Origin of the sequence: Vibrio sp. TRT 1302, assembly GCF_050113875.1 — a bacterium.
GTDB lineage: Bacteria > Pseudomonadota > Gammaproteobacteria > Enterobacterales > Vibrionaceae > Vibrio.
Genome location: NZ_JBNJOF010000011.1, coordinates 22041 through 38046, shown reverse-complemented (window position 1 = coordinate 38046; position 16006 = coordinate 22041). Strand labels below are relative to the sequence as shown.

At 45.0% G+C, this 16006-nt stretch carries 14 protein-coding genes; 7 read left to right on the top strand and 7 right to left on the bottom strand.

The genetic code is table 11. From position 1 onward, the window contains the following. Positions 1-65: 65 nt before the first annotated feature. Complete coding sequence (locus ACQEXP_RS13630) at positions 66-251, bottom strand: hypothetical protein (protein WP_138971186.1); 186 nt, start codon at positions 249-251, stop codon at positions 66-68. A 126-nt stretch (positions 252-377) separates the two neighbouring features. Beyond that, positions 378-1901, bottom strand: a complete 1524-nt coding sequence (locus ACQEXP_RS13625; RefSeq protein WP_138971185.1) for a fumarate hydratase — start codon at positions 1899-1901, stop codon at positions 378-380. A 168-nt stretch (positions 1902-2069) separates the two neighbouring features. Here ACQEXP_RS13625 and pabB point away from each other — a divergent pair, with 168 nt between their 5' ends. Continuing rightward, the gene (gene pabB / locus ACQEXP_RS13620) at positions 2070-3437 is read left to right on the top strand and encodes an aminodeoxychorismate synthase component 1 (protein ID WP_426970439.1); all 1368 of its coding nucleotides are present in this window, start codon (positions 2070-2072) and stop codon (positions 3435-3437) included. Positions 3438-3448: 11 nt separating this feature from the next. Here the strand turns inward: pabB and ACQEXP_RS13615 are convergent, their stop codons facing one another. Then, entirely contained in the window at positions 3449-5158 is a 1710-nt protein-coding gene (locus ACQEXP_RS13615) for an ATP-binding protein (RefSeq protein ID WP_426970437.1), read from the bottom strand. Then, the gene (locus ACQEXP_RS13610; RefSeq protein WP_426970436.1) at positions 5145-5693 is read right to left on the bottom strand and encodes a heme NO-binding domain-containing protein; all 549 of its coding nucleotides are present in this window, start codon (positions 5691-5693) and stop codon (positions 5145-5147) included. Before ACQEXP_RS13610 ends, ACQEXP_RS13615 begins: the two co-directional genes overlap by 14 nt. Before the next feature lie 84 nt (positions 5694-5777). On the opposite strand from ACQEXP_RS13610, the gene ACQEXP_RS13605 reads away from it, so the two are divergent. From ACQEXP_RS13605 to ACQEXP_RS13595, 3 genes are all read left to right on the top strand, one after another. Next, positions 5778-6386: a CoA pyrophosphatase gene (locus ACQEXP_RS13605; protein ID WP_426952722.1), complete on the top strand. Its 609-nt coding sequence runs from the start codon at positions 5778-5780 to the stop codon at positions 6384-6386. 289 nt (positions 6387-6675) lie between these two features. Further along, positions 6676-7929, top strand: coding sequence for an aromatic amino acid transport family protein (locus ACQEXP_RS13600; protein WP_426970434.1), 1254 nt, complete (start codon positions 6676-6678; stop codon positions 7927-7929). Positions 7930-8024: 95 nt separating this feature from the next. After that, a complete protein-coding gene (locus tag ACQEXP_RS13595) occupies positions 8025-9386 on the top strand; it encodes an L-serine ammonia-lyase (RefSeq protein WP_138971179.1) in 1362 nt (453 codons plus the stop codon). 67 nt (positions 9387-9453) lie between these two features. On the opposite strand, the gene ACQEXP_RS13590 is transcribed toward ACQEXP_RS13595, so the two are convergent. From ACQEXP_RS13590 to queD, 3 genes are all read right to left on the bottom strand, one after another. After that, the gene (locus ACQEXP_RS13590; RefSeq protein WP_426970433.1) at positions 9454-10608 is read right to left on the bottom strand and encodes an amino acid permease; all 1155 of its coding nucleotides are present in this window, start codon (positions 10606-10608) and stop codon (positions 9454-9456) included. A 400-nt stretch (positions 10609-11008) separates the two neighbouring features. Beyond that, positions 11009-11650, bottom strand: a complete 642-nt coding sequence (locus tag ACQEXP_RS13585) for a hypothetical protein (RefSeq protein ID WP_269376269.1) — start codon at positions 11648-11650, stop codon at positions 11009-11011. Positions 11651-11749: 99 nt separating this feature from the next. Further along, positions 11750-12112, bottom strand: a complete 363-nt coding sequence (gene queD, locus ACQEXP_RS13580) for a 6-carboxytetrahydropterin synthase QueD (RefSeq protein WP_171052143.1) — start codon at positions 12110-12112, stop codon at positions 11750-11752. 289 nt (positions 12113-12401) lie between these two features. Here queD and ACQEXP_RS13575 point away from each other — a divergent pair, with 289 nt between their 5' ends. The 3 genes from ACQEXP_RS13575 (at position 12402) to ACQEXP_RS13565 (ending at position 16006) form a co-directional block, all read left to right on the top strand. Then, positions 12402-14015, top strand: a complete 1614-nt coding sequence (locus ACQEXP_RS13575) for a methyl-accepting chemotaxis protein (RefSeq protein ID WP_426970431.1) — start codon at positions 12402-12404, stop codon at positions 14013-14015. A gap of 180 nt (positions 14016-14195) precedes the next feature. Continuing rightward, positions 14196-15596 (top strand): asparagine--tRNA ligase, encoded by a 1401-nt coding sequence (asnS, locus tag ACQEXP_RS13570; protein ID WP_426970429.1) that lies wholly within the window; start codon positions 14196-14198, stop codon positions 15594-15596. A gap of 170 nt (positions 15597-15766) precedes the next feature. Then, entirely contained in the window at positions 15767-16006 is a 240-nt protein-coding gene (locus ACQEXP_RS13565; protein WP_269376266.1) for a hypothetical protein, read from the top strand.

The following is a 16006-nucleotide window of genomic DNA, read 5'->3' as shown; positions in this document are numbered from 1 at the left end:
CTAGATGAACAAAAAAGCCTCTGATAAAAATCAGAGGCTTAACGTTGTAACACTAAGGTTGAGCACTAATCGTCTTCAATCAACTTGTAAACAACAAACAGTGCGATTTCAAGCAACACAAACAAAGCACAAGTGATAGTCACGTATTTTTCATCAAAGATACTGATGCCATGAAGAATGAGGTCATATCCGACGAATGCGCCGATAACCACAGCAATGATTATCTGAAGAATTTGAATAAAGCGAGGCATGTGCTCTCCTGACGTTTAGAATAAGAATAAATTAGAGTATATAGACAAAAGGTGCAGCTTTTGCTCCACCTTTGTCAAATATCTGCCAATTAAATCTGTGATTTCTCACAAACTTAACAAACGTGATTAAGATTGAGATTCCATTTCCTGAATCTTCACCTTCCACGTATCAGGGCCGATTTGGTGAGCGTTTGCGCCGTTAGAATCAACCGCAACGGTGACAGGCATATCTTCCACTTCAAACTCGTAGATCGCTTCCATACCTAAGTCTTCAAACGCAACAACACGCGCTTTCTTAATCGCCTTAGCAACCAAGTAAGCCGCGCCGCCAACCGCCATCAAGTAAACCGCTTTGTGTTTCTTGATTGACTCAACCGTTGCTGGGCCACGCTCAGCTTTACCAATCATACCCATGATGCCCGTTTCTTCCAGCATCATGTCCGTGAACTTATCCATACGCGTCGACGTTGTCGGACCGGCTGGACCGACGGCTTCGTCGCCGACCGCGTCAACTGGGCCTACGTAGTAGATAAACTTGCCTTTGAAGTCGACACCTTCTGGTAGACCTTCTCCGTTTGCAAGCATCGTTTGAATACGTTTATGCGCAGCATCACGACCAGTGAGTATCTTGCCTGAAAGCAGTACCGTTTCACCCGTTTTCCACTGTTCAACATCAGCCTGTGTTACTTCGTCGAGATTAACACGGCGCGTGTTCGCTCCCGCTTCCCAAGTAATATCTGGCCACTCTTCCAATTTCGGTGGCGTCAGATCAGCTGGACCAGAACCGTCTAGAGTGAAATGCACGTGACGAGTCGCCGCACAGTTAGGGATCAAACATACTGGTTTAGATGCCGCATGAGTGGGTGCTGTTTTAATTTTTACGTCAACCACTGTGGTTAAGCCGCCAAGACCTTGTGCACCAATACCCAACTTGTTCACGCGGTTGAAGATATCAAGACGAAGCTCTTCTTCTGCATTTTGTGGCCCACGGTCGATAAGCTCTTGAATATCGATGTGCTCCATCAGTGATTCTTTTGCCAGCACCGCCGCTTTTTCAGCAGTACCGCCGATACCGATACCAAGCATACCCGGTGGACACCAGCCTGCACCCATGGTTGGCAATGTTTTTTCAACCCATTCAGCAATGTCATCTGATGGGTTTAGCATAACCATCTTGGTTTTGTTTTCACTACCGCCGCCTTTTGCCGCGATTTGAATCTCTACTTTGTCGCCCGGTACCATGTTGATATGAACAACCGCAGGTGTATTGTCTTTGGTGTTAATACGTTTACCCGCTGGATCCATGAGGACCGACGCACGAAGTGGGTTATCTGGATTAGTGTAAGCCTGACGAACGCCTTCATCGACCATCTGTTGTACCGTCAGATCCGTCGAATCCCATTGCACAGCCATACCGATATTGACGAAACAAGTGACGATACCAGTATCTTGACAGATTGGGCGATGCCCTTCTGCAGACATACGAGAGTTAATCAGAATCTGAGCAATGGCGTCTTTCGCCGCTTGGCTCTCTTCACGTTGATAGGCTTTTTCTAGGGCTTGGACAAAGTCTAATGGGTGGTAATAAGAAATGTACTGGAGCGCATCAGCTACACTGCTGATCACATCCTGTTGACGAATTACGGTCATTGCATGCCTCGTTATTTTTGTGCTTCCTTTTCTCGCCGTACACAAGCGTTTGCTTATTGATTTTATATTTGCGAAACACTGGTGTAGCGACCTTTGATGCCATTATGATACTCTTGCTTTTCTCAACACGCCACGTAATCAACGATCTCTTTGTCACAAATTAAACAAATGAATAACATCAAGCCAAATCGCTTAGAAATCAAACCGATCCCTTATAAAAATGACCTTGCGGTTTCGCTGTTTAATCACATCGAATCTTTGCCTTGGGCAATGTTGCTTCGTTCACCTTCAACCACTCATGTTGATAGTCGTTTTGATATATTGGTCGCACAACCCATCGCTAAAATCATCACTACGGGCGAGAGAAGTACCGTAGAAATGGCTGATAAGAGTGAAGTCTCGGACACCAACCCGTTTGAGCTAATCAAACACGTTCAGACACGTGTGTTGCCCGATATTGAGTACGATGGAGAGCTTCCTTTTATTGGTGGTGCTTTGGGGTATTTTGCGTATGACTTAGGGCGTCGGGTCGAACGCATGCCTGAGTTGGCAGAGCATGATCTGAAAACACCCGATATGGCGGTCGGATTATATGACTGGGCGCTGATCGTCGATCATAAACTTCAGAGCGCAAGTATTGTCGGACAAAACGTAGATAAACACTGGCAATGGTTGAACCAACACGCAGCAGAAAAAAGTGACCCGTTCGCACTCGTTGGTCCTTGGTGCTCTAATATGACCAAAGAGGACTACCGTGGCAAATTTGAACAAGTTCAGGAGTATCTTCGTTCAGGAGATTGCTATCAGATCAATTTGGCGCAGCGATTTAAAGCCCCTTATCAAGGGAGTGAGTGGCAGGCTTATCAAAAACTTGAGCAGGTCAATCAAGGGCCTTTCTCGGCATTTATTCGTACCGAACATGGCGCGATAATAAGTGTTTCTCCCGAACGTTTCCTTCAAGTCAAAGCGCGTCTTATCGAGACCAAACCAATCAAAGGAACTCGCCCACGTAGCGATGACCCTATCATTGATCAGCAAGCTGCAAACGACTTAGCCAATGCTGAAAAAGATCAAGCTGAGAATCTCATGATTGTCGACTTACTGCGCAATGATGTCGGGCGAGTAGCCAAACCTGGCACTGTACATGTCCCTAAATTGTTCGACATTGAAAGTTTTCCCGCCGTTCACCACTTAGTGAGCACTATTCGCGCTCAACTTGATGACCAATATAGCGCCGCTGATTTACTGCGCGCGTCCTTTCCGGGAGGCTCTATCACAGGCGCACCCAAAGTCCGTGCAATGGAAATCATCGAAGAACTGGAACCTCATCGTCGTAACGCCTACTGTGGCAGTATTGGTTACATCAGTCGTCATGGACACATGGATACCAGCATCACAATACGAACACTGGTCGCTGAACAAGGGCAATTGCATGTCTGGGCCGGTGGTGGTCTAGTCGCTGACAGTCAGTGTGATAGCGAATATCAAGAAACGCTCGACAAACTGAGCCGGATACTTCCAGTCCTTACTGAGTGAGTGGACAGATCTCAAGTCCACTTTTCGAGCATCAGTTTCAAGTCTTTGGCGGTATAGGGTTTGGTTAAGATGTCATCCATCCCACACTGGATGCATTTTTCGCGCTCTTCTAACGTCGTCCCTGCCGTCAGCGCGATAATAGGCAAGGTACACTCCTGTTGACGAAGATAGGTCGTTGCTTCAAAGCCATCCATCTCAGGCATTCGGCAGTCCATGAAGACGATATCGTAATGACCCATAGCGACCGCTTTGATCGCTTCAATACCATTCGTGGCAATGTCTGGGGTAATAGACAGTTTTTTCAACATCTGATTGATAATGACTTGATTCATGCGAATATCGTCGACAACCAATATCGATAAATTGTCGAACGATTTAATACTCAGTCCCGCCTCCTTAATCGCCTCTTTATGAGGCTCGGCTTGTGTCACTTTAAGCGGGATCTTGACTTCAAAACAACTTCCCTGCCCCAGTTCGCTAGTCAAAGAGATCTCACCCGTCATCAGTTCAACTAGGTTTTTGCAGATCGCCAGTCCAAGGCCTGTCCCTTCAAAATTTCGTTTTGCCGACCTATCGACCTGAACAAAAGGGGTAAAAAGCTTGTTGTGTAATTCCTTACTGATACCAACGCCACTGTCAATAATGGCAACACATAAGCTACCCGCTTGCCACTTGGCAACTAACTTGACTTCCCCCTGAGCGGTAAACTTAATCGCATTGCCAACAAGGTTCACCAAAATCTGTCCTATTCGCTCGAAGTCACCGATAAACGCCGCAGGCATCTCCGTTGCTCGTTCAATTTTAAATCCGACCCCCTTCTCCTGAGCTTTTGGCTGGAAAATTCCGCTAATCATGTCGTGCAGATCTTGCCACGTAAACTGTGAAGGAATGAGCTCCATCATTCCGGCATTCATTTTACTGAAATCGAGAATATCGTTGATAATGTGGCGCAGCAGATCGCCTGAGTGACTGAGATTAGAAAGTAGGGTTTGCTGCTCTTCATCGAGAGGTGTGCTGGCAAGCAGTTCAGCACTACCAAGTAAGCCATTCAGAGGGGTTCGTAGCTCATGATTTATCATCGCGACAAACTCTTTGGTTGAACGCTCAGACTCCTCTGCCCGAGCACGTGCTTCTTGATGACGGGTTACAATAATCTGTCGACTAATCGCACTACACAGCAGTTCGCCAATGAGCATAATCTGACTGGTGATAAAATCCCGGTCAATGTCAGTGCCGCTCACACGCACAGATAGCTCACCAGCCGTTTTATGATCAATTTCGATCGGCAAACACAATACATCGCCTTGCCAAACTGAGTAGGGTTTTACCGCACTAATCTCACGCGCAGACACCGGACCAAACTCAGTTCCCTCGATGGTCGAAATTAAATTGGATTCAATAAAAAGTGCCGCACGTTCAATGGCTTTAGTTGAGGATAATCGCTCTAATAGGCTGGCAATCATACCATCATCTAAGGTACGTCTAAGGAAGGCGCGACCGTAGTGAATTAGCACTTCATTGATCTGCTGCTCAAACTCTAATTTATCGAGGTCACTGCGCGTCTGATGTTTAAGCTGCGTCAACACTAACTCTAATTGTTGGTTGGCTTGGTATAGCTCCAAACTCTTACTTTCGAGCAACTGTTCGGCTTGCTTGCGCGCTTCTATCGCACGCTGCAGTTTACGCTCCAACGGCGAGCCACTTTGATTATACTTGTCCAATCAGCTCCACCTTAAATCTAACTTGGCTGCCATCACTTGAAACCTTATCCATAGAGATTGCCAGTTCATCATTGTAAAACTGAGCGCATCCTTCAATAAGACCAAAGCAGACATGAGACATGCAACGAACACTCACATAGTCAAAAACCAATTTCGTGCTGGATTCGCTAATAAAGTCAAATCTTGGCGGGTTAGCCTCTGGGTAGAGTTTTTTGACCTCAGTATGAATGTAGTCCTCGACTAACTTAATGAATTGAAAAGACGATTTACAATCTTCTAGGCTACAATTAGGAGGTAGACTGTTATACAGGTTCTTAAAAACGGATTGTCCGAATACACGCTGCAGTTCTTCTGGTGATATTCCTGTGCGTTTGCTGAGATGTACAATGAGTCGAACAAGTTTGCGATGATCATAGCTACCGACTGTGGTGTACACACCGCTATCTTCCGCTGCTAAAAGTAAGCTATCCAACTCATCTAAACCAAACTTTTGCTCCACCAGATCCATAAACTCAGTGAAGATAATCCCTTTCATATTTGGCGCTATCCTTGCTTGTTTGAGTATAGTAGAAAGCATGAGTCATATTTACGCCTTTTTCAAATATATGAAGGAGCTAACGTGTTGTCAGAACTAAACAAAAACCACATTATTCAACGCTTTCAGTTGCTGCAGACTGTCGATTATAACCAAGAAGCATTAAAACGAGTCGCGCACCTAAAACAGAGCCATCTTCGTAAAGCATCAGTTCTGATTGGGTTCGTTGAACGCGAGCACGGATTAAACATCATTTTTACGCGCCGAGCACGGCACCTCAAACACCACCCTGGTCAAATCAGTTTTCCTGGCGGTAAATACGAAGCTTCCGATTCGAACTTAGCAGAGACAGCGTTAAGAGAAACCTTTGAAGAGGTCGGTATAGATAGAAATAAAATAGAGATCTTTGGGCAAATGCCTGAACTGGTGACGATTAGTAAGTTTACGGTCACACCTTTTTTAGCGTTTATCTCGCCTGACTACGAAATCCAGATCGATGCGAATGAGGTCGACGAGCTGTTTGAAGTCCCTGCCTCCATCATTCTGGATAAAAATCACCTCCATAGTCAGAAATTTAAGGTTAATAATTTTTCACATCGTGTCTTTGGTTTGTCGTATCAACACCACTTTATATGGGGAATGACCGCGCAAATCATTCACGCCATGCAGAATCATATAATGCATCAATACTAATTTACTCATACAACAACATATTCTGTTCACATTAGTTAAATTAACTATCAATAAGGCAACCGTTTTCTTGCGACAAAGATAAAACAAAATAATAACAACATTAGTTTTTCTAATATCACGCATTAGCATAAATCACTAGTAGCACATCATTTTCGTGAGCAAAAACCTGTTTTTGACATATCATTACATAGCTCGCATCAATTCATGATTTAGATCTAGTTTTCCTGCAAGATTTTTATGCAAAATTGCCCCCGACTTATTTCCTGTTCCCAAAAATGAGTATCACAAAATGAATACTACAACTTCTGCGGCTTCAACCGCACAATCGTCTAGTAAGTTTACTTACAAAGACTTCACTTGGTGTCTGTCGCTTTTCGGTACTGCGGTAGGTGCTGGCGTACTTTTCCTACCTATTAAAGCGGGTGCTGGTGGTTTTTGGCCATTAGTTATCCTTGCTCTAATCGCGGCACCAATGACTTGGTTCGCTCATAAATCTCTAGCACGTTTTGTACTATCAGCAAAAAACCCAGAAGCTGACATTACAGACACTGTTGAAGAACATTTTGGTAAGACTGGCGCAAACCTTATTACTTTTGCTTACTTCTTCGCTATCTACCCAATCGTTCTAATTTACGGTGTTGGTATTACGAACACGGTCGATTCATTCCTAGTAAACCAAATGGGTATGGAATCCATTCCTCGTTGGTTACTATCAGGCGCACTTATCGCAGCAATGACTGCGGGTGTGGTATTTGGTAAAGAATTGATGCTAAAAGCGACTTCAGCAATGGTTTACCCACTTGTTGCAATCCTTCTTGCTCTTTCTTTCTACCTTATCCCTGATTGGAACACGTCGATGATTGAAGTAGCACCAGACTGGAGCGCAATGCCATCAGTTGTATGGCTAGCAATTCCTATCATCGTGTTCTCTTTCAACCACAGTCCTATCATTTCTCAGTTCTCTAAAGAACAACGCCTACAGTACGGTGAAGATGCAGTTAAGAAAACTGACTCTATCACTGGTGGTGCTGCGATGATGCTTATGGGCTTCGTAATGTTCTTCGTGTTCTCTGTAGTACTTTCTCTATCTCCAGAGCAGCTAGCGTTGGCTAAAGAGCAAAACATCTCTGTTCTTTCTTACCTAGCGAACGTGCATGAATCTCCACTGATTTCTTACATGGGTCCTCTAGTTGCATTTGCAGCGATTACTTCTAGCTACTTCGGTCACTTCCTAGGGGCACATGAAGGTCTAGTTGGTCTAATCAAGTCTCGCGCTAAATCGCCTGTAAGCAAGATCGAAAAAGGTTCTCTGCTGTTCATCGTTATCACTACTTGGATCGTTGCTATCGTTAACCCGAGCATCCTAGGCATGATTGAAACAATGGGTGCTCCAATGATTGCAGCTATCTTGTTCCTAATGCCTGTATTCGCTATGCAGAAAGTTCCTGCAATGGCTAAGTACAAAACTAGTACTCCAGTACAGATTTTCACAACTATCTGTGGTCTTGCGGCAATTAGTTCTGTAATCTACGGCGCTCTTTAATCTAAAGACTAAATTTAGTCTGATTAATCCAAGAATATAACGATAATAAAAAGCCTCCCTCTCCCCCTGGGAGGCTTACTTTTGAGGTAATCGATATGATTAGTGTTTTTGACATCTATAAGATCGGCGTTGGTCCTTCAAGCTCACATACAGTGGGACCAATGAAAGCGGGTAAAGAGTTTATTGATGACTTACGCTCAATGGGAAAATTGCGCGACATCACTAAAATCACCGTGGACGTTTATGGATCACTATCACTGACAGGGAAAGGTCACCATACAGATATCGCCATCATCATGGGTCTTGCAGGCAACACCCCTGAGAAAGTGGATATCGATTCTATTCCGGGCTTTATTGCACGCGTAGAAGAAACTGAGCGCCTTCCTGTTGGCATGCACTGTCATACAGTATCGTTCCCGAAAGAAGGTGGTATGAACTTCCATACGACCAACCTAGAGCTACATGAAAACGGCATGCAGATCCACGCTTGGATCGGTGACGAGAAAGTGTACTCGAAGACTTACTACTCTATCGGTGGTGGCTTCATTGTTGATGAAGAAAACTTCGGCAAAGAAGAAGAAAACCCGATTAAAACACCTTACGAATTCACAACCGCTGAAGAGCTTGTGAATCAGTGTAAAGAACACGGTTTATCTATCAGTACACTAGTGATGAAAAACCAAGCAGTTCTGCACTCAGATGAAGAGTCACGTACTTACTTCGCCAATATTTGGAAGACAATGCGTGACTGTATGGATCGCGGTATGAATACAGAAGGTATCCTACCTGGTCCACTACGTGTGCCACGTCGTGCAGCGGCACTACGTCAACAATTGCTGACTTCTGAAAAAACCACTAACGACCCAATGTCTGTTGTTGACTGGGTAAACATGTTTGCGTTTGCCGTTAACGAAGAAAACGCAGCGGGTGGTCGTGTTGTAACAGCCCCAACTAACGGTGCTTGTGGCATCATTCCTGCGGTATTGGCTTACTACGATAAGTTCATTCAGACTGTAACTGAAAAAGACTACATCCGTTATTTCGCTGCTTCTGGCGCAATCGGCGGTCTTTATAAGCGTAACGCTTCAATCTCAGGCGCTGAAGTAGGTTGTCAAGGCGAAGTCGGTGTTGCCTGTTCAATGGCAGCAGCTGGTCTAGCCGAACTGATGGGTGGTAGCCCAGAACAAGTTTGTATGGCAGCTGAAATTGCGATGGAACATAACCTAGGCCTAACGTGTGACCCAGTAGCAGGTCAGGTTCAGGTACCATGTATTGAACGTAACGGCATCGCTGCGGTTAAAGCCATTAACTCTACGCGTATGGCGCTGCGTCGCTCGTCGGCTCCAACCGTTTCTCTAGATAAAGTTATCGAAACCATGCTAGAGACAGGTAAAGACATGAACGCTAAGTACCGTGAAACATCTCAAGGTGGCCTAGCAATTAAAGTTATTTGCTAAACTGTACCGATTAAAAAAGCCCGAGCATCTTTGCTCGGGCTTTTTATTATCTCGACGTTAAGTACCCTTAGATAACTTGCGATACCAGTAAGAAACCACCAAAGACCAAACCAAAGATCATCATCATATCTCCACCTTCAGCCGTGTATCTCTCATCTAACGTCTTAGCTAAACGTAGTTTGTAAACCATCGCCAGCGGAACAAATACCGCAAGGAATACGAGGATAATACCCGCGTAAGCCAATACAGATAAGAACTGGTCAGCAGCCCATACGGCACCAACTAATGGCAATACAAAAGTCAAAACGTAAGTCACCACTCTATTCTGGTTGAACGTATCGCTGTTTTGATGGAATAGCGACATCGCCACGCCAAAGAATGAGGTCAATAACGCCAAACCAGTGAACACAGAAAGGAATCCACCCACCCACGGAGCCTGATGCTCAAATCCAGCCATCAATTCAGAAACACTCGCAAACTGTTTTAATTGGTCTGACGGCAAATTACCAACCACCGCAAACAACCAACACAAGTAACACACCAATGGAATGACCGAACCGATTATCACCATATTGCGTAACTGTTTATCTGTTGCTTCATTGTTGTAGGACACCAGACTCGGAATCACCACCATAAAGCCGAAGCTCGTAAACAGTACTGCGCTAGTTTGAATTAAGCCCAGATGATCTTGATTGTTCACTTGGCTCAAATTGGCAAATGAAAACTCAGGAAGTAATATGGCTAATGTCATCAATAGACTGGCAACCATCACAAGGAATAGCAGACGGTTTAGCTTGTCTATCACGCCTGTACCGCAAGCAACAATTAAGCCTGTCGTAAGAGTGAAAACGATTTGGCTATGCATAAAACTGAGCTCAACGCCAACCGCTTTCATCGCCTGAACGAGCAGATCTGCGGCGCCAAGAATATAGGCCATCAACAGACAGATAAGCAGTGCGTATAGCAAAGCATTCGTTAACAGTTGTCCCCCCTTTCCTAGCGTCTTACGTGCAATTGAGTTTAGCCCCAATCCGCCACCTGATTTGATGGTTGCTTCTAGTAATAGTAAGGCGGAGTATGTGGTTCCAAACCAGATAAGCACCATCAACACAGTGCCGTAAAGTAGACCAAATTGAGCAAGTACCATTGGAATTGCAAGCATGCCGGCGCCAAGCGCTGTGCCAGCGATAATTAAAGCGCTGCCGATAAGTTTTGTATTCATTTTCTGTAAAACCGTAATTATTTAAATTTATTGAGACGTGCAGATGCACAGACGTAATGGCCCTAATCAGGAATCAATACGAAAAATAAAATCGAGAAAACGAATATGGCTGCAATAAGGAATTGCTAAGAGGGGGAAAAGCAAAAAAAGAAGAGAGAGAGATGCGCGACGATACCGCTTTATGGGGCGACCCTTCAGTGGGCTCCAAAATAGGTGTAGTAATCTTGAAAATCATTTAGATGTCCTAATACAACAGACAATCCATTGGAAACGCGTAACCCTTCCTGAGTTACGTTATCTCAAAGTGAGATAAATCCATCTTATAGACTAAGACGTCAATTGCAATGGCCTAACTACCAAGTGGTCAAAGAACCACCAGCAATTCAAAGTGACAGCGTTACTATTCGCTCACTACTCGCCCTTTGATCTCATTGCCCGCTTCTCTTATTAGATCTATCGGAGAGAGGATGACCCCTTTCACCGCTCCCTGTGTCGCCTGCTTGGCGATCTCTTGACTCTTATCCATGATTTGTTCGGTTTTCACTGCCAGCGCATCCGCCTTAACCAAAATGGGTGGGATATCTTGACGCAATGCTTGTGACTCATTGATCAACTGTGGAACGGTTGTTTGACGGTATCCCTGACTTTCAATCAGCACCTTGGGTAGAACATCGGTACGGTAGCGTTCAACCTCACCCACTAAGGGAGGAACGACGTTGTGGCGATATTGGCTAAGCTCTTCGAGAATGCTTGGGATTTTCTGATCAACAGACGCTGCCGTCTTATTGGTCTCGATCACCGCAGCCGTCACTCCATCCACGCTTTTTATCACGCTTGGCATTAACGACTCTAAGGTATCAGCCATCTCTAACCACTCTGCGACTTGTAAGCTCTCAGACAATCCCTTCACGTCTTCAAGCATCTTAGGATAAGTATCAACAACATGCGTGATTTTTGTCGTCATTGCATGGATGGAATATCCCAGATAAAAAATCGAGATAGCGAGGAGCAATTGAATTGCCGAACCAATTTTCGCTGCCATATATATCCCTTACAGGTCACTGAACATTGCCAATCATAGCCCAAATCAGGCACAAAAAAAGCGAAGATAACTTCGCTTTTTTCACTCTACATCAGGGGATTATTCACCCTTGTAAATACATCCCGCGGTACAGGTTTCTTTGATTTCTACTTTGCTGAGAAGCGGAAGACTCGGCTTAAGCTCGTTCCAGATCCACTTTGCCAGCACTTCACTGGTCGGGTTCTCTAACCCTTCGATATCATTTAGATAGTAGTGGTCTAGTCGATCGTAAATAGGCTTAAACGCAGCTTTGATTTCAGCGAAGTCGACAACCCAGCCTGTATGTGGGTCAACTTCACCTTCAACATAGAGGCGAACTAAGAAAGAGTGACCGTGCAAGCGCCCACACTTATGACCTTCTGGAACGTGTGGAAGGTGGTGTGCCGCTTCAAACATAAACTCTTTGTATAATTCAGTTTTCATTTTGATTCTCAGGCTTTTCGAAAGAGACGCAATACTAAGGAATAAGTATAGTAGTGACAAGCTTTGCAGGTCAGATTGCAATAAGGAAATCGCTTGCCCGCAGAAAAACACCTCTAGCACGTCGAAATAACGTCGCACGTCAATTATTTGTTTACAGCCCCCTTACATCACATTTACAAAAGCCTCACAGAGAGTAAGGTCACAGTATAAAATTTACCGTCTTCCCTTCCGTCGATAGATAAGGGAAACTTTTTGATGTCCATTCCAATTATTAATACTATTTCTGATAATGCGCATATCCATAACAAATAAATTGCTCATCACACTGGTTACGGTCTTCGGCTTAGTACTTGTTGCATCTACCACCTACCAATATTTACAGCAGCGAGAGTTAATAAACTCGGTGTTGAGTGAACAACTACACGACAAAGCAAGCAACTATTTCGACAGCCTGAACATGATGATGTTGACGGGCACAATGGCGCAAAAAGAGACTTTACGACAAAAAGCATTAGCGCAAGACGGTATTGAGCAAGTTAAGGTTTTGCGTGGTGAAGCCGTCAGTAAGTTATACGGCCCTGGTCAAGAGAATCAGAAACCTGTCGATGATATCGACCAGCGTGCTCTTAACGGTGAGTTGGTTATAGAACCTTTCTCTGCTGATTGGGGCAAAGGCATCGTTGTTGCCTTACCAATGAAAGCAAGCGAAAACTATCGCGGCACCAACTGTGTTGCCTGTCATATGGCACCAGAAGGTGAAGTTCTAGGTGCAATTCGTCTTGAATACAATCTCTCTCATGTTAACGACCTCATTAAAGACCGCGCGCTGATCGCTCTAGCCATCATGTCAGCGTTCGGTTTTGTCGGCTTTCTGATCACTCTTGGGCTCATCCGTAAAATCATCGTTAGACCGATTCAGAAAACCTCAGGCTTTATGCAAAGCCTCAGCGAAACCAAAGATCTCTCTCAGCGTCTTGATAGTCAGCAAAATGACGAGATCGGCCAGCTATCTGGTGCGATTAACTCGTTTATGGACACAGTCAACGATAGCCTAGTTCAGGTTCAATCCACATCGCATAAAGTCGCAAGCAGCGCATCTGAACTGACCCAAGTTGCCCAAGTGACAGACAGTGCGGCGACCAATCAGCAAACAGAAACCGCTGAGGTGCAATACAACATTGAACAGATGCAGTCTCAGCAGGTTCAGGTTGAACAAGCGACCGAAGACGCCTCATCGTTGATCAAGCACACAACGCGTGTCGCGGAGCAAAGTGCTGAGAAAGCACATGGTGCCAGCCATGAGATCAAGGGGCTAGTGACTGATATAGAACAAGTCAAAGATAGCATTGTCGAACTCAATAATCAGACTGCGGAAGTCTCTAGCATTCTCGAAGTCATTAAAGGTGTCGCGGAACAAACCAATTTGTTGGCGCTTAATGCCGCTATCGAGGCCGCTCGAGCGGGCGAACAAGGTCGTGGTTTTGCTGTGGTTGCCGAGGAAGTTCGTAATCTAGCAAGCCGCACCGCTGAAGCTACCGGCAGTATCGAAGCAATTATTTCTCAGTTCCAGCAAGACAGTGAGGCTTCGCTGGCTTCCGTCGACACGGTCTGTGGAACCGCTCACGAACGTTCAACAGAGATCGAAGCATTATCCCATGCGATGTCTGAAGTCGTTCAAGAGATGAAACAAGCTCTCGCTCATGCCAATAGCATCCAGCAACAATCCAGCAATACGGCCGAACTGAGCCACCAAGTCCAAAACAAAGTACAAGTCATTACCCGACATGCCAATCAGACATCAGAGTCAGCGGCTAAGACCCATGATATCAGTATGAATCTTGAGCAACTTTCTGAACATCTTGAGACTCTACTCGATCAATTCACACTTTCTGGCAAGAAATAGGCGAATTATGGGATTTTTTGTTCGACTAAGTGACAATAAAGGTTGAAGCATAATATTTGAAAGGTAATATGTTCCATTGAATCTATAGAATTCTATCCAACCCAATGTTTGCTCATTATTTATTCTACTGAGTATCACGCATTGGGTTGAATTTTTACCTCAATGGAGAATATTTCAAACATGACTTACGCGCCTGTATCAGACGTTTTGAAAGGTCAGCTAGCAGTAGACAGTGAAGTGACTGTTCGTGGCTGGATCCGTTCACGTCGTGATTCCAAAGCTGGAATCTCTTTCCTTGCCATTTATGACGGCTCTTGTTTCGACCCGATTCAGGCCGTGGTCCCTAATAATCTTAATAATTACAACGACGAAGTACTAAAGCTAACAACAGGCTGCTCTGTCGAAGTAACAGGTAAGATTGTTGAATCTCCAGCAAGTGGTCAAGACTTTGAGCTTGCAGCGACTGCTGTTAAAGTCGTTGGTTGGGTTGAAGATGCTGAAACTTACCCAATGGCAAAAACTCGTCACTCTATCGAATACTTACGCGAAGTAGCGCATCTACGCCCTCGCACTAACGTAATCGGTGCAGTTGCACGTGTTCGTAACTGTCTTTCTCAAGCGATCCACCGTTTCTACCACGAACAAGGTTACTTCTGGGTATCAGCACCACTGATCACGGCTTCAGATGCTGAAGGCGCAGGTGAAATGTTCCGCGTATCTACGCTAGACATGGAAAACCTACCTCGCACTGACGCAGGTAAAGTTGACTACAACGAAGACTTCTTCGGTAAAGAGACTTTCCTGACTGTATCAGGTCAGCTAAACGCAGAAGCTTACGCTTGTGCACTAAGCAAAGTTTACACTTTCGGCCCAACGTTCCGCGCTGAAAACTCTAACACCAGCCGCCACCTAGCGGAGTTCTGGATGGTAGAGCCTGAAGTGGCATTTGCAGAACTAGACGACGTAGCGAAGCTTGCTGAAGACATGCTGAAGTACGTATTCAAAGCGGTACTAGAAGAGCGCCGTGATGACCTAGAGTTCTTTGCACAACGTATCGACAAACAAGCTATTACTCGCCTTGAGCAGTTTGTATCTTCAGACTTCGCACAGGTAGACTACACTGACGCAATTCAAATCCTTCTGGATTCTGGTCGCGAGTTTGAGTTCCCTGTTGAATGGGGTATCGACATGTCTTCTGAGCATGAGCGTTACCTAGCAGAAGAACACTTCAAAGCGCCAGTAATCGTTAAGAACTACCCGAAAGACATTAAAGCGTTCTACATGCGTCTTAACAACGACGGCAAAACAGTTGCAGCGATGGATGTCCTAGCTCCGGGTATCGGTGAAATCATTGGTGGCTCTCAGCGTGAAGAGCGTCTAGATGTTCTAGATGCACGTATGCGTGAAATGGGAATCGATCCTGAGCACATGAGCTGGTACCGTGACCTACGTCGCTACGGCACTGTGCCGCACGCTGGTTTTGGTCTAGGTTTTGAGCGTCTTGTGTCTTACGTAACAGGTATGGGCAACGTTCGTGACGTGATCCCATTCCCACGTACACCACGCTCTGCAAACTTCTAATCATCGAAGTTAACTCAATCTATAAAAACCTCCGCCAACGCGGAGGTTTTTTTATGCCAGTTACAATTCAAGTATAGAAATTTGAACACTTACTTATCATAGCTGGTATTAGAAAAGCACCACCAAACGAGCTAATGTAAAAGTATCTTCAACGCAGTAGAGTGATGATTATGAAACTATTTAAAATTGAAGACCTCTCTTACAATGGCGTAAAAGAAGGCGTTCATAGCTGGGACCATCCACAGGGCGAGCAACCCTACTACTGGCACCCAGATTGGTTACACGTTGCCGAAGACATTACTGGGTTACACGGTAGACAGCCGTTAGATTTGAAAGACGGGGAAACGGCGAACGAGCAACATGCCAAACAAGCAATTGTCGATCACCTCAATAAAAAGAATAACGACTAA